The sequence below is a fragment of the Mycobacterium sp. E183 genome, assembly GCF_001667735.1.
GTDB lineage: Bacteria > Actinomycetota > Actinomycetes > Mycobacteriales > Mycobacteriaceae > Mycobacterium.
This window is the reverse complement of sequence record NZ_LZJN01000192.1, coordinates 36,399-55,472: the sequence shown is the minus strand read 5'-3', so window position 1 is coordinate 55,472 and position 19,074 is coordinate 36,399. Positions and strand designations below refer to the sequence as shown.

The window sequence follows — 19,074 nt, the reverse complement described above, 5'->3', positions numbered from 1 at the left end:
CCCGTGTTTCGCTTAACGCGTGCTGGCGAGAATACCGCAGCGGCCTGTGGATGATGTCAGCTTTCTGGTTCCTGAGCTGCAACGACGGGCTTGTTGCCAAGACGCTGCCAAGTCGTTGTGAACCGGTTACCGGCGGGATTTTCCTCACACGGGTGCACGCGCGCTGGCAGGGCGCACGCCGGCGATGGCAGGATGTCGGGTGGCCGGCGGGGCCCCGGGGAACTCCGCGATTCGACGAGGCCGTCCACAGCAGCCGTTTGCGGGCGTCGGTGCTGCGCGTGACGCCGCAAATCGTAAGGAGTTTCGATGACCAGAGGCACCGCGACCGGGCCCCGCAAGATGCGCCGCAAGATCGTGGCCGGGCTGATCGCCACCACCGTGCCGTGCGCCGCCCTGGCCGTCCTGGCTGGGCCACCGGCGACGGGCGCCAGCGACCCCTGCTCGGCCAGTGAGGTCGCCCGCACGATCGGTTCGGTCTCCAAGTCGATGGGCGACTACCTGGACTCGCACCCGGAGACGAACCAGACGATGACCTCCATGCTGCAGCAGCAGGCGGGACCCCAGTCGATGACCGGCCTGAAGTCCTACTTCGAGGCCAACCCGAAGGTCGCCGGCGACATGACGTCCATCGCCCAGCCGTTGACCAACCTGTCGCTGCAGTGCAAGCTGCCGATCTCGCCCACCCAGGCGATGGGCATGATGCAGCAGGCGCAGGGCGCGGCCGGTGGGCTGCCCGCGCTGCCGGGCAACGCGGCGGGCGCGCTGCCGCTGGGCGGCAACCCGGTGGCCACCGGGCCGGTCCCGCCGGCGGCGGCCAACCCGTTGTCGGGGCCGCCCCGCGGCAACACCGCCGGCTAGCTCCCGGTTTCCGGGCTCCGGTCGGGCGGTAGCGGGCCCTGCAGGGCGGTCTCGGTCGGATCGTCGGCGGCCGGGTCCTGCGGAGCGGCGGGCGCGGGTTTCGGCGTCGCCTCCTCGTCGTCCGGCACCGCGACGTTCTCGGTCCGGAAGACGAAGAAGAACACCACCCAGCCGATGGCGGAGATGAGCAACCAGCTGATCAGCCGGTAGATCAGCATGGCCGAGATGGCGTTGGGCAGCGACATGCCGCTGGACACCAGCCCCGGCACCAGCACCGCCTCAACGACCAGGAGGCCGCCGGGCATCAGCGGGATGGTGCCGACGGCCCGCGCGGCGGCGTAGGCCACCGTCAGCCCGGCGACCGAGGCGTGATCGCCTGCGGCGTAGGCCGCGAACCCGAGGCAGGCCACGTCGGCGACCCAGTTGAACATCGACCAGCCGAACGCCACCCCCATGTCGCGCCGGCCCAGGCTCACCGACTCCAGCTGCGCCAGCGTCTCGCGCCACTTGGCCAGGCCGGTGTCCGCGGGCCTGCCGCGAACGGAGTTGACCCACGACAACACCCGGCAGCCGATCCCGTCGATCAGCTCCGGCCGCGACGCGACGGCCTGGGCGAGCAGCAGCAACGCCACGAAGCCGCCGAGGGTGAACAGCAACGAGAACGGGTTGTTCTTCGCGCCGAGGAAGAAGGCCCCGCCCAGCCCCAGCAGCGCCAGCCCGACGGCCTGCAGGACGCCCGCCATCACCAGCTGCCACGACGCCACCACTGTCGAGGCGCCCCAAATCCGTTGCTGCCGAAGCAAAAACGTCGCCGACAACACCGGGCCCCCGGGCAGCGTGGTGCTCAGCGAGTTGGCGGCGTAGACGGCGGCCTCCGACCGCAACTGTTTGACGTGCACGCCGGCCGAGCGCAGCAGCGTGCGCTGGATCTGCGCGAAGCTGTGCATCGACGCGGCCGACGCCACCACCGACGCCAACAGCCACCACCAGTTCGCCTCGTACAGGCTCATCCAGGCCTTGGCCAGCTGATGCCAGCCCAGCGCGACCTCCACGGCAAGCACGACCGCGACGATCCCGAGGATCAGCCAGCGCACCCACCAGTACTTCCCGCGCGGGGCCTCTTCGCGCGGGAAGTCGAGATTGCGGGCGGGTGCGTCGTGCGGCACGTGATTTAGGGTAACGGTGCAGGTGGCGCGGGCATCGCCGCGCGGCGCCGACCGTGTCGCCGTCGTAACCGGATCGTGCCGACGCGGCCGCGCGCCGGCGCCGCGCGCACGTTTGGCGGTGCCCCGCGCCGGATAGGCTCACCCCATGCCGGCAAACACCGACGACGCTTCGGTCGAACCCATCGTCCGCAAGACCGCAGCCTGGGCCTGGCGTTTGCTGGTCATCCTCCTCGCGCTGGTCGCGCTGCTGTGGGTGGTGAAGAAGCTCGAGGTGATCGTCGTCCCGGTCCTGGTGGCGCTGCTGCTCAGCGCGCTGTTGCTGCCGGTCGTCGACTGGCTCGACCGCCGCGGCCTGCCCCGCGGCGGCGCGGTGGCCCTGGTGTTGCTCGGCGGCTTCTCCATCCTGGGCGGCATCCTGGCGTTCGTCGTCAACCAATTCGTCGACGGTCTGCCGGGCCTGACCGACCAGGTCACCCGCAGCATCGAGTCGACCCGGCGGTGGCTGATCCACGGGCCGGCGCACCTGCGCCGCGAACAGATCGACAACGCGGGCAACGCCGCGATCGAGGCCCTGCGCAACAATCAGACGAAGCTGGAAAGCGGCGCCCTGTCCACCGCGGCGACCATCACCGAACTGGTCACGGCGGCCGTGCTGGTGCTCTTCACGCTGATCTTCTTCCTCTACGGCGGCCGCAACATCTGGGCCTACGTGTCCAAGATCTTCCCGGCCGACGTCCGGGACCGGGTGAGCGAGGCGGGCCGGGCCGGCTACGGGTCGCTGACCGCGTACGTGCGGGCCACCTTCCTGGTGGCGCTCACCGACGCGGCCGGGGTCGGCACCGGCCTGGCGATCATGGGCATCCCACTGGCGCTGCCGCTGGCCTCGCTGGTCTTCCTGGGCGCGTTCATCCCGCTGATCGGTGCCTTGGTCTCGGGTCTACTGGCCGTGGTGGTCGCCCTGCTCGCCAAGGGCATTGTGTACGCCCTGATCACGCTCGGCCTGCTGATCGCGGTGAACCAGTTGGAGGCCCACGTGCTGCAGCCGCTGGTGATGGGCCGCGCGGTCTCGATTCACCCGCTCGCGGTGGTGCTCGCCATCGCCGCCGGCGGCGTGCTCGCGGGAATCGTCGGCGCGCTGCTGGCGGTCCCGACGGTGGCGTTCCTCAACAACGCGTTCCAGGTGCTGTTCGCGAAGGATCCGGCCGCCGAGGCCGAGAAACAGACCGAGGAGGCCGACGAGGGCGGCGCGATCGTCCAGGCGGAGCCGGACGAGCCGGCGACCGCGGACTGATACCTACAACCGGCCCTCGCGGCGCAGCAGGTCCTGGGCGGACAGGCCGCCGCCGGAGCGTCGGCGCTGGCGCGCGTCGCCGTTGTCTCCCCGGGAGTTCATCTTTTCCGTGGCCGCGTCGGAGTCGTCGCCCTCGGGCCGCGGAAACGCGGTGGTGGGTTCGGCCGCGTCTTCCGCGTCGTCAGAGCGGTTGGCGGGCACCGGAATCGCGCGCGTCTGGCCGCTGGACGGCGGCGGCGGTGGCGTCGCGGGGGTGGTGGGCCGTGGCGGCGCCGACGGCGCCGCATTGGCGGGCCGCTCGTGGGCGGGGGCGGAGTTCGGCACCGTCAGCCTCGTCGTCTGAGCCTCCGTCGGCTGGCCCGGCCGGGCCTGCACGCGCGCGGCGTCGCGGGGGGGCGCCGCAGGGCGCATCGCCGCGCCCGCGGGCGCTTCCGCCGCGGGTTCGGGCGGAGCCGGCCGCGTCGCCCGGGACGGCTCGAGGGCCGCGGGGTGGGTGGGGTCGTGTGGCGGGCGTGGCCCGGCGGCGACCAGGCTGGCCGCCACCGGCGGTCGCGCGGGCCGGCCGTTGAGCGTCGGCCGCTTGCGCTCGTCGGGCAGGTCGATCTCGCCGAGCCCGATCCGGTTCTGCAGCCGCCTGGCCCAGCGCGGGGCCCACCAGCAGTCGTCGCCGAGGAGTTTCATCACCGACGGCACCAGGAACATCCGGACCACGGTGGCGTCCAGCAACAGCGCCGCCATCAGGCCGAACGCCAGGTATTTCATCAGCACCAGGTCGGAGAACACGAAAGAACCGGCGACCACGGCCAGCACCAGCGCGGCCGCCGTGATCAGGCGCCCCGTCGTCGCGGTGCCGATGCGGATGGCCTCGGCGGTCGACATGCCACGTTCGCGCGCCTCGACCATGCGGGACACCAGGAACACCTCGTAGTCGGTGGCCAGACCGAAGCCCACCGCGACGACCAGCGCGATCAGCACCACCATCAGCGGGGTCGGGGTGAAATTCAGCCAATGCGACAGGTGCCCGTCGACGAAGATCCACGTCAGGATGCCCATCGTGGACCCGAGCGTCAGCGCGCTCATCACCGCGGCCTTGATCGGCAACACCACCGATCCGAACGCCAGGAACATCAACAGCATGGTCGCGGTGAGCAACAGGACCAGCATCAGCGGAGCCTTGTCGAACAGGCTGTGGATGCTGTCCTGCTCCAGCGCGGGGGTGCCGCCGACATAGAGGTTGAGGCCCTTCGGCGGGTTTATCGCCCGCAGCTCGCTGATCTTCTTGGCGGCATCGTTCTTATTGACGAGGCCGTTCTGGATCACCCGCACCGAGCCGTCCTTGGGCACCGTCGTCCCGTTCGGGCCGGCGACGCAGGGGTTGCCCGCGATCGTCGGGCAGGGCCGCTCCTCCCAGGTCTTGTCGGTGAAGCCACCGATCGAGGAGATCCGGTTGCGGATGTCGGCGACCTGTTGGTCGGTGACCTTGCTGTTGTTGGTGCTCTGAATGACGACCGTGAGTTGCTCGGTGCGGTATCCGGGGAAGAGCTTGTCGAAGTGCTCCTGGGCCTGGCGCACCGAATTGTTCGGCGGCAAATACTTTTCGCTCATGCCACCGAACGACAGGTTGCCCAGGGGGATGACGAGCAGGATCATGCCGACGGCGATCGGGATGGCGAACGCGAGCGGCCGCTTCATCACCCAGTTGACCAGCTTGCCCCAGAAGCCGGCCTCGACCTCTTCGCGGGTCTTGGTCTTCTGCAGCCGGTCGGCGAGCCAGTTGAGGTAGGCGCGCGACCACTTCCAGTTCCGCAGGAACGGCACCCGGAACGCGGTCCGGACGCCCAGCGCGTCCACGTGGCGGCCGAGGATGCCCAGGCAGGCCGGCAGGAACGTGATCGACAGCAGCGCGGCCAGCCCCACCGCGGCGAAGATGGCGTAGGTCAGCGAGTGCACGAAGCCCTGCGGCAGCACCAGCAGGCTGGCGCTCGAGGCGATGATCAGCACCGCCGAGAACGTGACGGTGCGCCCGGCGGTCATCACCGTTCGGCGCACGGCCGCCTCGGTGTCGTAGCCCTCGGCGATTTCCTCCCGGAACCGGCTCACGACGAAAAGTCCGTAGTCGATGGCGATACCGAGGCCGATCAGCGAGACCACGGGCTGGGCGAAGAAGTGCACCGGCCCGAACATGGCGACGAGGCGGAGGATGCCGAGCGAGCCGGCGATGCTGAGCCCGCCGACGATGGCGGGCAGGCCGGCGGCGATCGCGCCGCCGAAGACCAGGAACAGCACAACCGTCACCAATGGCAGTGCCAGCACCTCCATGCGCCGCTGGTCGGTGGCGATGGTGCCGGTCAGGGCGTTGGCGATCGGCTCGAGGCCAGCCAGCGCCACCGTCCCGCCGTCGAGCTTCTGCAGATCGGGCGCGATCGCCTTGTAGTTGTTGAGGATCGTGTCGTCATCGTCGCCCTTGAGCGGGATGGAAACGAACGTGTGCTTGCGATCCTCGCTGACCATGCCCTTGATCAGGGGATTGGTGCTGTCCGGCGCGGCCAGCCAGCCGGCCCAGCCCACGACCTGGTCGGCGTGGTCGGTCTTGAACTTGTTGAGCTGGGCGACGATCTTGTCCCGCCATGCCGGGTCGTCCACCGTCTTGCCCTCCGGCGCGGTGAAGGTGGCGACGATGTGGCTGGTGCGGTCGCGGCCGTAGGTCTGGTCGCCCAGCACCGAGGCCTTCACGGATTGGCTGCCCTCGTCGTAGAAGCCGCTCTGTGTGACATGCTTGCCCAGGCTCATCCCGAAGACGCCACCCAGCAGGCACAGAGCTACCGTGACCCCGATCACGATGTACCGATACCGGTACACAGTTCGACCCCACCAGGCGAACACGCAAGCTCCTTACTGGATCGTCAACGACCCGCGTGGTGTCTCGGTTTCCAAGCCAGTGTCACACACGCGCGGTCAACAGAGCGGACAGCGGCCGGAACGGCTGCAGCCATGCTCCCTGGTCAGGCAGCGAATCTAGGCCGATTCGCGGCAACGGCTCCCGGAACACACCGCTGATGTCTTCCAGGTCGACAAAGTCCAAGGTATCCGACGCTAGCGCCCAACTCGCATGTTCGCGAAATCCGATGACTTGGACGGCGACTCCGGTGCGGGCTATCTCCTCCAGCGGCAGGCGAAATGCCTGCCCGTCGGCCGACGCCACCACCAGCGCCGCCAGCCCCTGGCTGCGCCGCAGCTCGATGTGGGCGAGCATGTCGCGGTCGACGTCGCTGTCCTCGTCGATCTTCGGCTTGGCGAATACGGCGAACCCCACGTTGCGCAGCGCGTCCACCCAGGGGCGGACGACGTCGGCGCTGCCCGGCGCGATGTTGGTGAACACGGTGGCCTCGGGCTCGACCACGACACCGGGCCGGCTCGCGCTGACCTCGGCCGTACGCGCCAGCAGCCAGCGGCCCAGGGCGTCGAACCGCGGGCGCTCCAGGGCGGTGGGTCGTCTGCCCAGGATCGAGCCGAGCCCCATGTCGAGGTTGGGCGCGTCCCAGACCAGCAAGACACGGCCACCCGGCGGTGAGAAGCTGCCCAGCGACGCGTCGTCGGACAACACCGCCAGGGGTTCTGCTGCCGCGGTCTGTTCTTCCGCCAGGCTCATGGTCATCGCCTACTCATGTCGCAGCCAGATGAATTCGGTGACGGCGCTGCCCGCCTCGTGGGCCTTCGTCTCGTACTTGGTGGTCGGCCGCACCACCGAGATCGGGAGCCTGCTCGCGGGGTCGACGCGGCGCAGCCGCGGCTCGGCATCGCCGACGGCACCGATGTGCTCGGCGTAGCCGGGGTGGTCCGTCGCCGCATGCAGGACACCACCAGGGAGTAACCGGTCGGCGATCAGGCCAACCGTGCCCGGCTGCAAAAACCGGCGCTTGTGGTGGCGGGCCTTCGGCCAGGGGTCGGGGAAGAAGACGCGGACTCCGGTCAGCGAGCGCGGCGGGATCAGCCGCTGCAGCACGTCAACGCCGTTGCCGCGGATCAAGCGGATGTTGCCGACCCCTTCGCGGTCGATCGCGCACAGCAGTTGCGCCAGCCCGCGCTTGTAGATCTCCACCGCGATCACATCTATATCGGGTTCGGCCTTGGCCATCGCCACGGTCGAGGTGCCGCTGCCGCAACCGATCTCGAGCACCAGGGGCGCCTCGCGGCCAAACCATGCGCGGGTGTCCAGTGCCGGCTCCATGCCGCCTTCGTCCGTCGCGGACTGGGTGCCGACGGAGAGTCCCAGCTGCGGCCACAGCCGTTCCCAGGTCTGCCGCTGGGCGTCGGAAAGGGCGGATCGCCGGGAGCGAAAGGTCGATGCCGGAAGAAGGCGCTGGTCGCGACGGTCGTCCGATTCCTCCTGGGGCACGGCGCGCCATACTCCCACCCCGGGTTGCGCATGCATTTGTCCATGGTGGCGCATAAACGTGTGATGTAGCCGCCCCTGGTCCGGATTGATACCCAACAGTTGCCTTCAGCTGGTAACAGTCAGACGGTGGCTCGCATCAAAGTGACGCAAGTGCCACCATTCGGTGGGACCCGACCGGCCCCCGGGTCGGATCCATCGAACCGAACGTGAAGCATGAGGGGACGATGAGGGGACAAGGACACCAGGATTTCGTCGACGAACTGGCGGGATTCGCCGCCGGCCACCCCGACCCGCGCGTGACGGCGATCGCGGAGCGGACGGCCGCGCCGCTGGCCGTGCTCGTTCGTGGCCGCCCCGGCGTCGGGCGCGGCACCGTCGCCCGGGCGCTGGCCCGCGCCGGCGCCGCCGCGGGCATCGCGGTGAGCACGGCGGATGGCCGTGCTGCCGACGTCGTCGTCCAGGTGCTCGCCGAGGTGGCCAAGCCCGAAGACGCCGACGCGATCGCCGGCGCCGGGCGCCCGGTGCTTGCGGTGCTGAACAAGGCGGACCTGGTCGGGTCGCTGTCGGGCGGGGACGGGCCGATCGCGGCGGCGCGCAGCCGCTGTGCGGAGCTGACCGCCCGGATCGGTGTGCCCATGCTGCCGGTGAGCGGCCTGCTCGCGGTCGCCGCGCTCGACGGCCTGGACGACTCGTTGTGGTCGGCGCTGCGGACGCTGGCCGCGCATCCGGGCGCCGCCGAGTGCCTCGACGGCTCTTTCACCGGGTTCTTGGCGGCCGACAACCCCCTGTCGACCAGCGTGCGGATGCGGTTGCTGAACAGCCTGGACCTGTTCGGCATCGCGCTCGGGGTCGCGGCGGCGCGGCAGGGCAGGACCACCGCGCAGCTACGGGCCCTGATGCGCCGGACGAGCGGGATCGACGCCGTCCTGTCCAAGATCTCGGTCGCCGGCGCCGAGGCGCGCTACCGGCGGGTGCTGGACGCCGCCGCGGAGCTCGAGGCCCTGGCGGTCGGTGACGAGACGATCGGCGCGTTCCTGTCCCACGACGACACCGTGGTCGCACGGATGGCGGCGGCCGTCGACCTTGCCGAGGCGGCCGGGCTGAACCCGGGCGTGGCGGGGCCCGCCGACTGGGACCGCGACCCGTCCGCGCACCTGCCGCGGGCGGTGCGGTGGCAGCGTTACAGCCGCACAACCTCGAGCGAGCTGCACCGCGCCTGCGGCGACGACATCGCGCGGGGATCGATGCGCCTGTGGTCGCGGGCCTGCGGGTCGCTGCCGGGGGACTGGCGGTGAGCGCCGACACGCCCGATGATCCGATTGCCCGAGTGGACGCCCTGGTTGCGAGCATCGGGCCGGAGCTGGACCCTCCCGCCGTGCACCGCCGCGACGTGGTGCTGGTGACGGGACCGTGGCTGGCGGGGGTGAGCGCGGTGGCCGCGGCGCTGCGGGAACGGCTGCCGGGGCACAAGTTCGTCGAGTCGTCGGAGTTGGGGCCCGGCGACGTGCCGCTGGCCGTGGTGTTCGTGGTTTCGGCGGCGGCGCACCTCACGCCGTCCGACTGCGCGCTGCTGGACGCCGCCGCCGCGCACACCGATGCGGTGGTGGCGGCGGTGTCGAAGATCGACGTGCATCGGGGCTGGCGCGACGTCCTGGCCGCCGACCGCGAGACGCTGGCCGCGCATGCGCCGCGCTACGCCGGGGTGCCTTGGGTGGGCGCGGCCGCGCAACCCGACCTGGGCGAGCCGATCGTCGACGACCTGGCGGAGGCCGTCTCGGCGCGGCTGGCAGACCCGGAGCTCGCCCGCCGAAACAGGCTGCGGGCCTGGGAGTCTCGGCTGGCCACCGTCGCGGAACGGTTCGACCGCCAGGCCGACGGCGCGGGGCGCCGGGCGCGGGTGGAAGCGTTGCGCGACGAGCGCAGCACCGCGCTGCGGCAGCGGCGCGAGGCGAGGACCGAGCGCACCGTCACGCTGCGCGGTCAGATCCAGCAGGCGCGCGTTCAGCTGTCGCACTTCGCGCGCAACCGGTGTTCGTCGGTGCGCAGCGAGCTGCAGGAAGACGCCGCCGGTCTGTCCCGGCGCAGCATGGCCGGCTTCGAGGCCCACACCCGCGGCCGGCTGGACGAGGTGGTGGCCGAGGTGAACGAGGGCACCGCCACCCATCTCGCGGACGTCGCGCAGGTGGTGGGCGTCGCGACGGCCCTGCCGCCCCTCGAGCAGCTGCCGACGGTCGACGTCCCGCCGCCCCCGCTGAAAGCGCGGCGGCACGAGACCTGGCTGATGTTGCTGCTGGGCGCCGGGTTCGGCCTGGGCGTGGCGCTGACCCTGAGCCGGCTGATGGGCGGGCTGGCCGCTCGGCTCAGCCCCGCCCTGTCGGTGGCCGCGGCGGTCACGTGCGTGGCGATCGGCCTGGCGGTCACCCTGCTGGTCATCCACATCCGCAGCCTGCTGCGGGACCGGGCGCTGCTCGACCGCTGGGCGGGCGACGTCACCTCCTCGCTGCGGTCGGTGGCCGAGGAGCTGGTCGCCACCCGCGTCCTGGTCGCCGAGTCGGTGCTCAGCAAGGCCGTGTTGGCCCAGGACGAGGTCGAAAACGCCCAGGTGAGCGACCAGGTCGACGCCATCGACCGCGAGCTGCGCGCGCACGCCACGGCCGCGTCGCGGGACGCCGCCGCCCGGGACCGCGAGCTGCCGACGGTGCTGGCGGCCCTCGAGGCGGTGCGTGCGGAACTCGGTGAAGCGGGTATATCTACGTCCGACGATTCCGTTTCGGACGTGGAAAAAGCCGCGGCGGACGAGGCAACCGAAAAACCCGCTTCTTTCAGCGGTGATGCGGATGCCGGGGGAGCTTCTGAATCGTTGCTGTGAGAAGGCTTATACCTGCCCGAGGCTTCCCCGACAAGGTGCTCACGATAACCTGTAGTTAACGCCACCATTCAAGCAGCTGTGTGGTCGAGCACATACGCAATTGAAGAGATGTACGAGTACGCAGAAGGATTCAGGAGATTTCGATGACCTCAGCGACCATTCCCGGTTTGGACACCGCGCCCACCAACCATCAGGGGCTGCTGTCGTGGGTACGGGAGGTCGCCGAGCTCACTCAGCCTGAGCGCGTGGTGTTCACCGACGGCTCCGCCGAAGAGTTCGACCGGCTGGCCGGCGAGCTGGTCGAGGCCGGCACGTTCACGAAGCTGAACGAGAAGAAGCACCCCAATTCCTACCTGGCGTTGTCGGACCCGTCGGACGTTGCGCGTGTCGAGTCGCGGACCTTCATCTGCTCCGAGCGCGAGATCGACGCCGGCCCCACCAACAACTGGATGGACCCGGGCGAGATGCGGGCGCTGATGACCGACCTGTACCGCGGCTGCATGCGCGGCCGCACCATGTACGTGGTCCCGTTCTGCATGGGCCCGCTCGGCGCCGACGACCCCAAGCTGGGCGTCGAGATCACCGACTCGGAGTACGTCGTCGTCTCCATGCGCACGATGACCCGGATGGGCAAGGCCGCCCTGGAGAAGATCGGCGACGACGGGTTCTTCGTCAAGGCGCTGCACTCGGTGGGCGCCCCGCTCGAGCCCGGCCAGAAGGACGTGCCGTGGCCGTGCAACGACACCAAGTACATCACCCACTTCCCGGAGACCCGCGAAATCTGGAGCTACGGCTCCGGCTACGGCGGGAACGCCCTGCTGGGCAAGAAGTGCTATTCGCTGCGCATCGCCTCGGCGATGGCCCACGACGAGGGCTGGCTGGCCGAGCACATGCTGATCCTCAAGCTGATTTCCCCGGAGAACAAGGCGTACTACTTCGCCGCCGCGTTCCCGTCGGCCTGCGGCAAGACCAATCTCGCGATGCTGCAGCCGACCATCCCGGGCTGGCGCGCCGAGACCCTGGGCGATGACATCGCCTGGATGCGGTTCGGCAAGGACGGCCGGCTGTACGCGGTCAACCCGGAGTTCGGCTTCTTCGGGGTGGCGCCGGGCACCAACTGGAAGTCCAACCCCAACGCGATGCGCACCATCGCGGCGGGCAACACCGTGTTCACCAACGTCGCACTGACCGACGACGACGAGGTGTGGTGGGAAGGCCTGGAGGGCGAGCCGGACCACCTGATCGACTGGAAGGGCCAGGACTGGTACATCCGCGAGACGGAAACCAAAGCCGCCCACCCGAACTCGCGGTACTGCACCCCGATGTCGCAGTGCCCCATCCTGGCGCCGGAGTGGGACGACCCGCAGGGCGTGCCGATCTCGGGGATACTGTTCGGCGCCCGCCGCAAGACCACGGTGCCGCTGGTGACGCAGGCCCGCGACTGGCAGCACGGCGTGTTCATGGGCGCCACCATGGGCAGCGAGCAGACCGCCGCCGCCGAGGGCAAGGTCGGCACGGTGCGCCGCGACCCGATGGCCATGCTGCCGTTCCTGGGCTACCACGTCGGTGACTACTTCCAGCACTGGCTCGACCTGGGCAAGAACTCCGACGAGTCCAAGCTGCCGAAGGTGTTCTTCGTCAACTGGTTCCGCCGCGGCGAACAGGGCGAGTTCCTCTGGCCGGGCTTCGGCGAGAACAGCCGCGTGCTGAAGTGGATCGTCGACCGCATCGAGCACCGGGCCGGCGGTCAGGACACCCCGATCGGCATCGTGCCGACCACGGCCGACCTGGATCTGGACGGCCTGGACGTCGAGGCCGAAGACGTCACGAAGGCGCTCGCGGTCAACGCCGCCGAGTGGCGCGAAGAGCTGCCCCTGATCGAGGAGTGGTTCGAGTTCGTCGGCGAGAAGCTGCCCACCGGCGTCAAGGACGAGTTCGAGGCGCTCAAGCAGCGGCTGGCCGACGCCGGCTAGCTAGCGCCTGCGGTCCCCACCCGCGCGCCGGGTGGGGCTGGTCCTCTTCTCCGCGTACATCAATTCGTCTGCCCGGGCCAGCAATTCGTCCAGGGTCGCGTGCTCGGCGACGGGCGCCTGCACCAGGCCGATGCTGGCGGACAGCCGGTAGGTGCGGTCGCTGGTCTCGTTGAAAGTGTGGAACGCCTCGGCGAGCCGTTCCTTGACCTCCGCCGTGCCGGCGTCGCGTTCGGTGATCATGACGCAGAATTCGTCGCCGCCGAGGCGGGCGACAATGTCGGACTCGCGCCGCACCTGGCGCAGCACCTCGGCGACATCCTTGATCAGCGCGTCGCCGACGTCGTGTCCCTGTTCGTCGTTGACCCGCTTGAGCCCGTCGACGTCGAGGAAGGCGAGCACGCAGTTGTGCCCGAGGTGGTGCGCCCCGCGAAGCTTCTGCTCGGCCAGCAGGTAGAAGCCGCGGCGATTGCTGAGCCCGGTCAGCTCGTCGGTGACCGACAGCCGGCTGATCTCCTCGTTGGCCCTTTCCAGCTCGGCGGTGCGGTCGCGCACCCGCTGTTCCAGTTCGGAGTAGACCGCGACGTTCTCCATGGCGATCGACGTCGAATCGGCGAGGGCCTGCAGCAGGCGCACCTCCTGCTCGGACGGCGGATGCCGGTGCGCCCAGTAGTTGCCGATCGCCCCGATCGGGTCGAGCTTGCGGATCGGGACCATCACCAGGCTCTTGACGAAGGTCGCGCGGTAAAGGCCTTGCGGGATACGGGAATCCCGGTAGATGTCCGGGATGATCGCGGCCTCGCGGTTGCGCATCGCCCACCCGCTGACGCAGATCTCGATCGGGAAGCGGCTGCCCTTCCACAGCGGTGCGATGGCATCCTCGTCGGCGTAGTAGCAGGCGTCGTCGTCGCGCAGGACGAACGTGGCGCCGTCGCAGCCGGTGAGCTCACGCGCCGAGGTCCGGACGATGCGCTGAATTTCCGGCAGGCTGCGCGCCAGCGACAATTCCTGGACCGCCTGCAGCAGGCGCTCCATGCCGTCGACATAGTCGTAAACGCCGAGTCGGCCGGTCGGCGAGCAGCACGCGGCGGGGGCGGACAGGCGCTCAGCCGCCTCCATGGGCACCTCCGTACCAAGACCGACCGGCCGCTCCGAAACCGCGTCGTGCAAGGGACGGTACCTCAACCCGATCGGCGCTGCACGAGTACCGATCCGGGGCCCGCGGCCCCGGCGCCCGACCACTTGACACCCGTCAAGTTTTTCGGCGGTACAGTCTGCCCATGCAGATTCGCGAGTACCTCGGCGCCGGCAAGGCCGCCGTCATCCTCCACCCCTCCGGCACGGTCATCACCTTCGACGAGCTCGAGGCGCGGGCCAACCGGCTGGCCCATTACTTCCGGCGGGCCGGCCTCGTCGAGGGCGACGCCGTCGCGATCCTGATGGAGAACAACGAACACATCCACGCGGTGATGTGGGCGGCGCGGCGCAGCGGCCTGTACTACGTGCCGATCAACACGCACCTGACAGCGGCCGAGGCCGCCTACATCATCGACAACAGCGCCGCCAAGGCGATCATCGGGTCGGCGGCGCTGCGCAAGACGTGCGAGAACCTGGCCGAGCACCTGCCCGGCGGCCTGCCCGGGCTGCTGCTGATCGCCGACGACGAACTCCAGGGCTGGCAGCGCTACCCCGAATGCGTTGCGGGCGAGCCCGACACCCCGATCGACGACGAACTCGAGGGCGACCTGCTGCAGTATTCGTCGGGCACCACCGGCCGGCCCAAGGGCATCAAACGCGAACTGCCGCACGTTCCGCCGTCCGAGGCGCCCGGCATGATGTCGGCGCTGGTGAGCTTCTGGATGAACCCGGACTCGATCTACCTGAGCCCGGCGCCGCTGTATCACACGGCGCCCTCGGTGTGGTCGATGAGCGCGCAGGCCGGCGGGGTCACGACGGTGGTGCTGGAGAAATTCGATGCCGAGGGCTGCCTCGACGCCATCCAGCGTCACCGCGTCACGCACGGCCAGTTCGTCCCGGCGATGTTCACCCGCATGCTGAAACTGCCTGAGGCGGTGCGTAATTCGTACGACCTGTCCAGCCTGCAGCGGGTCATGCACGCGGCGGCGCCCTGCCCGGTGGAGATCAAGAAGCAGATGATGGACTGGTGGGGGCCGATCATCGACGAGTACTACGCCTCCTCCGAGGCGCACGGGTCGACGCTGATCACCGCCGAAGAGTGGCTGGCGCACCCCGGCTCGGTCGGCAAACCGATGGGGGGCGCCCTGCACATCCTCGACGAGAACGGCAACGAGCTGCCGCCCGGGCAGGCCGGAGAGATCTACTTCGAGGGCGGATATTCGTTCGAATACCTCAACGACCCCACGAAAACCGCGGCCTCCCGCAGCAAGCACGGCTGGGCCACCGTCGGCGACATCGGCTACCTCGACGAGGAGGGCTACCTGTACCTGACCGACCGGCGCCACCACATGATCATCTCGGGCGGGGTGAACATCTACCCGCAGGAGGCCGAAAACCTCTTGGTCACCCACCCGAAGGTGTTGGACGCGGCCGTGTTCGGGGTTCCCGACGACGAGATGGGGCAACGCGTGCTCGCCGCCGTGCAGACCGTCGACCCGGGTGACGCCACCGACGAATTCGGCGACGAGCTGCTGGCCTGGCTGCGAGACCGACTGGCGCACTACAAATGTCCGAAATCGATCGCGTTCGAGACGCAATTGCCGCGCACCGACACCGGCAAGCTCTACAAGAACGGGCTGATCGAGAAATACTCGGTGTGACCCATGCTCCAGGTGGTGGACCTGGCGAGCCCGCCGGATGCCGGTCCCGCATCCCCGCCGGGGGTGATCCTGGCGCACGGCGCCGCTTCCGACCTCGAGCGCTGTGAATCCTGGCTGGAGGCAGCGACTTTCACCGTCACCGAGGACCGCTGTCACGATCGGCGGGCGATCACGGTCGAGTCGGTTCCCGACGCGCTCGCGCGGCTGACCGCGCGGTGTCGTCGTTGGCCGCACGCCAGCAGCGTCTGTGACGATGTGCTGCGCGGGGTGGACCCGGGCGGCCCGGCGCTGGCTGGGGTGGTGATCGAATCGCTGGCGTACTCGACCCTGCAGGCCGGACCCGAATTCGCGCGCTGGCTGGGCGAACGCGGTCCGGCCGAGATGCCCGACATCGCCGACCCGGTGCTGGCCCACCGCGACGGCGACACCGTGTGCATCGCGTTCAACCGGCCGCAGCGCCACAACGCGTTTTCCACCGACGCCCGCGCCGCGCTTCTGGAGGCGCTGACCGTCGCGCTACTGGACCCGTCCGTGGCCGGGATCGTGTTGCGCGGCAACGGGCCGTCGTTCTGCAGCGGGGGCGACCTCGCCGAGTTCGGCACCTTCGCCGACCCCGCGAGCGCGCACCTGGCCCGCACCCGGCACAGCCCCGCGCTGGCGCTCGACGCGCTGACCGCCCGGCTCGGTGACGCCTGCCGGGCCGAGGTGCACGGCCGCGTGCTGGGCAGCGGGCTGGAGATGGCGGCGTTCTGCGGATGGGTGGCCGCGCGGGAGGATTCGGTGTTCGGCCTTCCCGAACTCGAGCTGGGGCTGATCCCCGGCGCCGGCGGGACGCTCAGCGTCACCCGCCGAATCGGCCGGTGGCGCACCGCCTATCTCGTGCTGTCCGGGCGCACCATCGACGCCGAAACGGCGCTGGCCTGGGGTCTGGTCGACGCGATCCGCGACTAGAACTCGCCTAAAGCGTTGTCAGAAGCCGGAATACGTCGTGGTCGTGGTCGACGGCAGGTTCGAGACGGCGATCACGCCGATGGCCACATACAGGATCACCATGATCACCGCGAACACCGCGCCCGCGATGGCGCCGATGATGGCCCATTTCTTGGCGTTGTCGGCGGCGGCCTGCGCCTCGGCGTACCGCCCCTGGGACCAGAGTCCGGACACCTTGGTGGAGTAGACGATCGACACGATTCCGAACGGCAGACAGCACAGCACGGTGCACAGGATGGCCCAGACGAGGTAGTTGTCCGGCTCCTGCTGGCCCGGCCAGCCCGGTTGCGGCGCCTGCCAACCCGGCTGCTGGCCCGGCCAACCCGGTTGCTGGCCCTGCCAACCCGGCGGCTGCCCCTGCCCACCGGGCGGCTGACCCTGCCATTCCGGCTGCTGACCCTGCCATTCCGGCGAGCCTTCGTACGGCCCTGGGGGATAACTCATGGCAGCCGACTTTCCTTCGTCGCAGTGACTTTTACTCCCGCGCCGCTTTGCTGGTGCCAGAAGTCAGGCAAATATACAGCACACCAGGGCGTCAAGCCCGCACATTCGGACTCAGATGCCACCGCGCGCGACGAGCTGCCCGGCGATCACGTTGCGCTGAATCTCGTTGGTGCCCTCGCCGACGATCATCAGGGGCGCGTCGCGGAAGTATCGCTCCACGTCGTATTCGCACGAGTAGCCGTAGCCGCCGTGAATCCGCACGGCGTTCAGCGCGATCTCCATCGCCACTTCGGAGGCGAACAGCTTGGCCATGCCCGCCTCCATGTCGCAGCGCTCGCCGCTGTCGTACCGCTCGGCGGCGTAGCGGGTGAGCTGACGGGCGGCGGTCAACTTGGTCGCCATGTCGGCCAGGTAGTTGCCCACCGACTGGTGCTTCCAGATCGGCCGCCCGAAGCTCTCCCGCTGCTGCGCATAGGCCAGCGCGTCCTCGAGCGCCGCGGTGCCCACGCCCAGCGCGCGGGCGGCGACCTGGATGCGCCCCGTTTCCAGGCCCTTCATCATTTGCGAAAAGCCCTCGCCCATCCGGCCGCCCAGCACCGCCGACTCCGGCGCGGAGAAGTCGTCGAACGACAACTCGCAGGATTCGACGCCCTTGTAGCCCAGCTTGGGCAGGTCCCGCGACACCGTCAGGCCCGGGCCGTGCTGGACGAGCACGATCGAGATGCCCCGATGTCGCGGCGCGGCGTTCGGATCGGTCTTGCACAGCAGCGCGATCAGATCGGACCTCCGCGCATTGCTGATCCACGTCTTGGCGCCGTTGATGCGCAGGCCGCCCGTGCCGTCGGGTAGGGCCGTCGTCGTCATGTTCTGCAGGTCCGAGCCGCCGCCCGGCTCCGTCAACGCCATGGTGGCCCGCAGCTCGCCGGTCGTCATCACCGGCAGGTAGGCCCGCTTCTGCTCCTCGGTCCCGAACAGCGTCAGCAGCTTTGCCACCACTGTGTGCCCGCCCATCGCCCCGGCCAGGCTCATCCACCCGCGGGCCAATTCCTCGGTGACCCGCACGTAGCACGGCATGGAGACCGGCGAACCGCCGTACTCCTCGGGAATCGCCAGGCCGTAGATGCCGATCCGCTTCATCTGCTCGATCCACGCCTCGGGATAGGTGTTGGCGTGCTCGATCTCACGGACGGTCGGTTTGACGTCCCGGTCGATGAACGCCCGCACCGTGGCGACCAGCATCTCTTCTTCGTCGTTCAGCTCACTTCTCACGTGTGCCATATTGGCCCCGTGACTTTTGCGCATGTACGGGAGGGCGGGCCCTACTTCGACGACCTCTCCGTCGGTCAGGTCTTCGACTGGGCGCCGGTGATCACGCTGTCCTCGGGATTGGCCGCGGCGCACCAGGCGATCGTGGGGGATCGGCTGCGGCTCGCCCTGGACGCCGGGCTGTGCGCCGCCGTGACCGGCCTGCCCGCCCCGCTGGCGCATCCGGCGCTGGTCTGCGATGTGGCGATCGGGCAGTCGACGCTGGCCACCCAGCGTGTCAAGGCCAACCTGTTCTACCGCGGCCTGGCGTTTCACCGGTTCCCGGTCATCGGCGACTCCCTGTACACCCGCACGGAAGTGGTTGGGCTGCGGGCGAACTCACCCAAGCCGGGTCGCGCTCCGACCGGGATGGCGGCGCTGCGGATGACCACCGTCGACCAGGACGACCGGCTGGTGCTCGACTTCTACCGCTGCGGCATGTTGCCCGCCGGCCCCGACTGGCGGCCCGACGAGGCGCCGCACGACGACCTGTCCACCATCGGCGCTGATGCGCCCGGCCCCGACGTCGACCCGACCGCGCAGTGGGACGGCGAGGTCTTCCGGAACAAGGTGCCAGGTCCCCACTTCGAGCCGGGCCTGGCCGGTGCGGTGCTGCACAGCCCCGGCGACGTCGTAAGCAGCGCCCCGGAGCTCGCCCGGCTCACGCTGAATATCGCCGCCACCCATCATGATTCGCGGGTCGGCGGGCGACGGCTGGTGTACGGCGGCCACACCATCGGGCTGGCGCTCGCGCAGGCGAGCCGGCTGCTGCCCAACCTGGTTACGGTGCTGGGCTGGGAATCCTGCGATCACACCGGTCCCGTCCACGAGGGCGACACCGTCTACAGCGAGTTGCACGTCGAGTCGGCCGAGCCGACCCGGCACGGTGGCGTGCTGCGGCTGCGGTCGCTGGTCTACGCGGCGGGCGAGCCGGACCGTGCGGTGCTGGACTGGCGATTCAGCGCGCTCCAGTTCTAGGACCGCCAC

15 protein-coding genes are annotated in these 19,074 nt (G+C 69.8%); 8 read left to right on the top strand and 7 right to left on the bottom strand.

Annotated features, from left to right (window positions below):
• The first annotated feature begins 306 nt into the window (after nt 1–306).
• Nucleotides 307–858, top strand: a complete 552-nt coding sequence (locus A5691_RS23710) for a hemophore (RefSeq protein WP_068018005.1) — start codon at nt 307–309, stop codon at nt 856–858.
• On the opposite strand, the gene A5691_RS23705 is transcribed toward A5691_RS23710, so the two are convergent.
• Nucleotides 855–2,024, bottom strand: coding sequence for a TIGR00374 family protein (locus A5691_RS23705; RefSeq protein ID WP_068018007.1), 1,170 nt, complete (start codon nt 2,022–2,024; stop codon nt 855–857). The genes A5691_RS23710 and A5691_RS23705 overlap by 4 nt on opposite strands.
• Before the next feature lie 145 nt (nt 2,025–2,169).
• Here A5691_RS23705 and A5691_RS23700 point away from each other — a divergent pair, with 145 nt between their 5' ends.
• Nucleotides 2,170–3,315 (top strand): AI-2E family transporter, encoded by a 1,146-nt coding sequence (locus A5691_RS23700; protein ID WP_068018010.1) that lies wholly within the window; start codon nt 2,170–2,172, stop codon nt 3,313–3,315.
• Between the two features lie 3 nt (nt 3,316–3,318).
• Here the strand turns inward: A5691_RS23700 and A5691_RS23695 are convergent, their stop codons facing one another.
• Genes A5691_RS23695 through trmB form a run of 3 tightly spaced genes read right to left on the bottom strand, consistent with a single transcriptional unit; the run spans nt 3,319 to nt 7,765 of the window.
• Complete coding sequence (locus A5691_RS23695) at nt 3,319–6,198, bottom strand: MMPL family transporter (protein WP_068018014.1); 2,880 nt, start codon at nt 6,196–6,198, stop codon at nt 3,319–3,321.
• Nucleotides 6,199–6,256: 58 nt separating this feature from the next.
• Nucleotides 6,257–6,964, bottom strand: a complete 708-nt coding sequence (locus tag A5691_RS23690; protein ID WP_067756824.1) for an NYN domain-containing protein — start codon at nt 6,962–6,964, stop codon at nt 6,257–6,259.
• A 9-nt stretch (nt 6,965–6,973) separates the two neighbouring features.
• A complete protein-coding gene (gene trmB, locus A5691_RS23685) occupies nt 6,974–7,765 on the bottom strand; it encodes a tRNA (guanosine(46)-N7)-methyltransferase TrmB (RefSeq protein ID WP_197499087.1) in 792 nt (263 codons plus the stop codon).
• Between the two features lie 170 nt (nt 7,766–7,935).
• Here trmB and A5691_RS23680 point away from each other — a divergent pair, with 170 nt between their 5' ends.
• The 3 genes from A5691_RS23680 (at nt 7,936) to A5691_RS23670 (ending at nt 12,553) form a co-directional block, all read left to right on the top strand.
• Nucleotides 7,936–9,006, top strand: coding sequence for a hypothetical protein (locus A5691_RS23680; RefSeq protein ID WP_068018018.1), 1,071 nt, complete (start codon nt 7,936–7,938; stop codon nt 9,004–9,006).
• Entirely contained in the window at nt 9,003–10,580 is a 1,578-nt protein-coding gene (locus A5691_RS23675) for a hypothetical protein (RefSeq protein WP_197694435.1), read from the top strand. Before A5691_RS23680 ends, A5691_RS23675 begins: the two co-directional genes overlap by 4 nt.
• A 143-nt stretch (nt 10,581–10,723) precedes the next feature.
• Nucleotides 10,724–12,553 (top strand): phosphoenolpyruvate carboxykinase (GTP), encoded by a 1,830-nt coding sequence (locus A5691_RS23670; RefSeq protein WP_068018023.1) that lies wholly within the window; start codon nt 10,724–10,726, stop codon nt 12,551–12,553.
• Here A5691_RS23670 and A5691_RS23665 read toward each other — a convergent pair whose 3' ends face one another.
• Nucleotides 12,554–13,669 (bottom strand): sensor domain-containing diguanylate cyclase, encoded by a 1,116-nt coding sequence (locus A5691_RS23665; protein WP_082950470.1) that lies wholly within the window; start codon nt 13,667–13,669, stop codon nt 12,554–12,556.
• Nucleotides 13,670–13,830: 161 nt separating this feature from the next.
• On the opposite strand from A5691_RS23665, the gene fadD4 reads away from it, so the two are divergent.
• Both fadD4 and A5691_RS23655 read left to right on the top strand, forming a co-directional pair.
• Complete coding sequence (fadD4, locus tag A5691_RS23660) at nt 13,831–15,348, top strand: fatty-acid--CoA ligase FadD4 (protein ID WP_067756797.1); 1,518 nt, start codon at nt 13,831–13,833, stop codon at nt 15,346–15,348.
• A 3-nt stretch (nt 15,349–15,351) separates the two neighbouring features.
• Complete coding sequence (locus A5691_RS23655) at nt 15,352–16,299, top strand: enoyl-CoA hydratase/isomerase family protein (protein ID WP_068018027.1); 948 nt, start codon at nt 15,352–15,354, stop codon at nt 16,297–16,299.
• A gap of 18 nt (nt 16,300–16,317) precedes the next feature.
• On the opposite strand, the gene A5691_RS23650 is transcribed toward A5691_RS23655, so the two are convergent.
• A complete protein-coding gene (locus A5691_RS23650) occupies nt 16,318–16,782 on the bottom strand; it encodes a CD225/dispanin family protein (RefSeq protein ID WP_067756791.1) in 465 nt (154 codons plus the stop codon).
• 111 nt (nt 16,783–16,893) lie between these two features.
• Entirely contained in the window at nt 16,894–18,039 is a 1,146-nt protein-coding gene (locus A5691_RS23645) for an acyl-CoA dehydrogenase family protein (protein WP_068018059.1), read from the bottom strand.
• 30 nt (nt 18,040–18,069) lie between these two features.
• On the opposite strand from A5691_RS23645, the gene A5691_RS23640 reads away from it, so the two are divergent.
• Entirely contained in the window at nt 18,070–19,065 is a 996-nt protein-coding gene (locus A5691_RS23640) for a MaoC family dehydratase (protein WP_068018030.1), read from the top strand.
• Nucleotides 19,066–19,074 lie beyond the last annotated feature (9 nt).

Excerpts from the sequence above, each read along its gene's own strand:
- A5691_RS23710 (WP_068018005.1), top strand. The coding sequence starts at position 307 with ATGACCAGAGGCACCGCGACCGGGCCCCGCAAGATGCGCCGCAAGATC.
- A5691_RS23700 (WP_068018010.1), top strand. The coding sequence starts at position 2,170 with ATGCCGGCAAACACCGACGACGCTTCGGTCGAACCCATCGTCCGCAAG.
- A5691_RS23690 (WP_067756824.1), bottom strand. The coding sequence starts at position 6,964 with ATGAGCCTGGCGGAAGAACAGACCGCGGCAGCAGAACCCCTGGCGGTG.
- trmB (WP_197499087.1), bottom strand. The coding sequence starts at position 7,765 with ATGCGCCACCATGGACAAATGCATGCGCAACCCGGGGTGGGAGTATGG.
- A5691_RS23680 (WP_068018018.1), top strand. The coding sequence starts at position 7,936 with ATGAGGGGACAAGGACACCAGGATTTCGTCGACGAACTGGCGGGATTC.
- A5691_RS23670 (WP_068018023.1), top strand. The coding sequence starts at position 10,724 with ATGACCTCAGCGACCATTCCCGGTTTGGACACCGCGCCCACCAACCAT.
- A5691_RS23665 (WP_082950470.1), bottom strand. The coding sequence starts at position 13,669 with ATGGAGGCGGCTGAGCGCCTGTCCGCCCCCGCCGCGTGCTGCTCGCCG.
- fadD4 (WP_067756797.1), top strand. The coding sequence starts at position 13,831 with ATGCAGATTCGCGAGTACCTCGGCGCCGGCAAGGCCGCCGTCATCCTC.
- A5691_RS23655 (WP_068018027.1), top strand. The coding sequence starts at position 15,352 with ATGCTCCAGGTGGTGGACCTGGCGAGCCCGCCGGATGCCGGTCCCGCA.
- A5691_RS23650 (WP_067756791.1), bottom strand. The coding sequence starts at position 16,782 with ATGAGTTATCCCCCAGGGCCGTACGAAGGCTCGCCGGAATGGCAGGGT.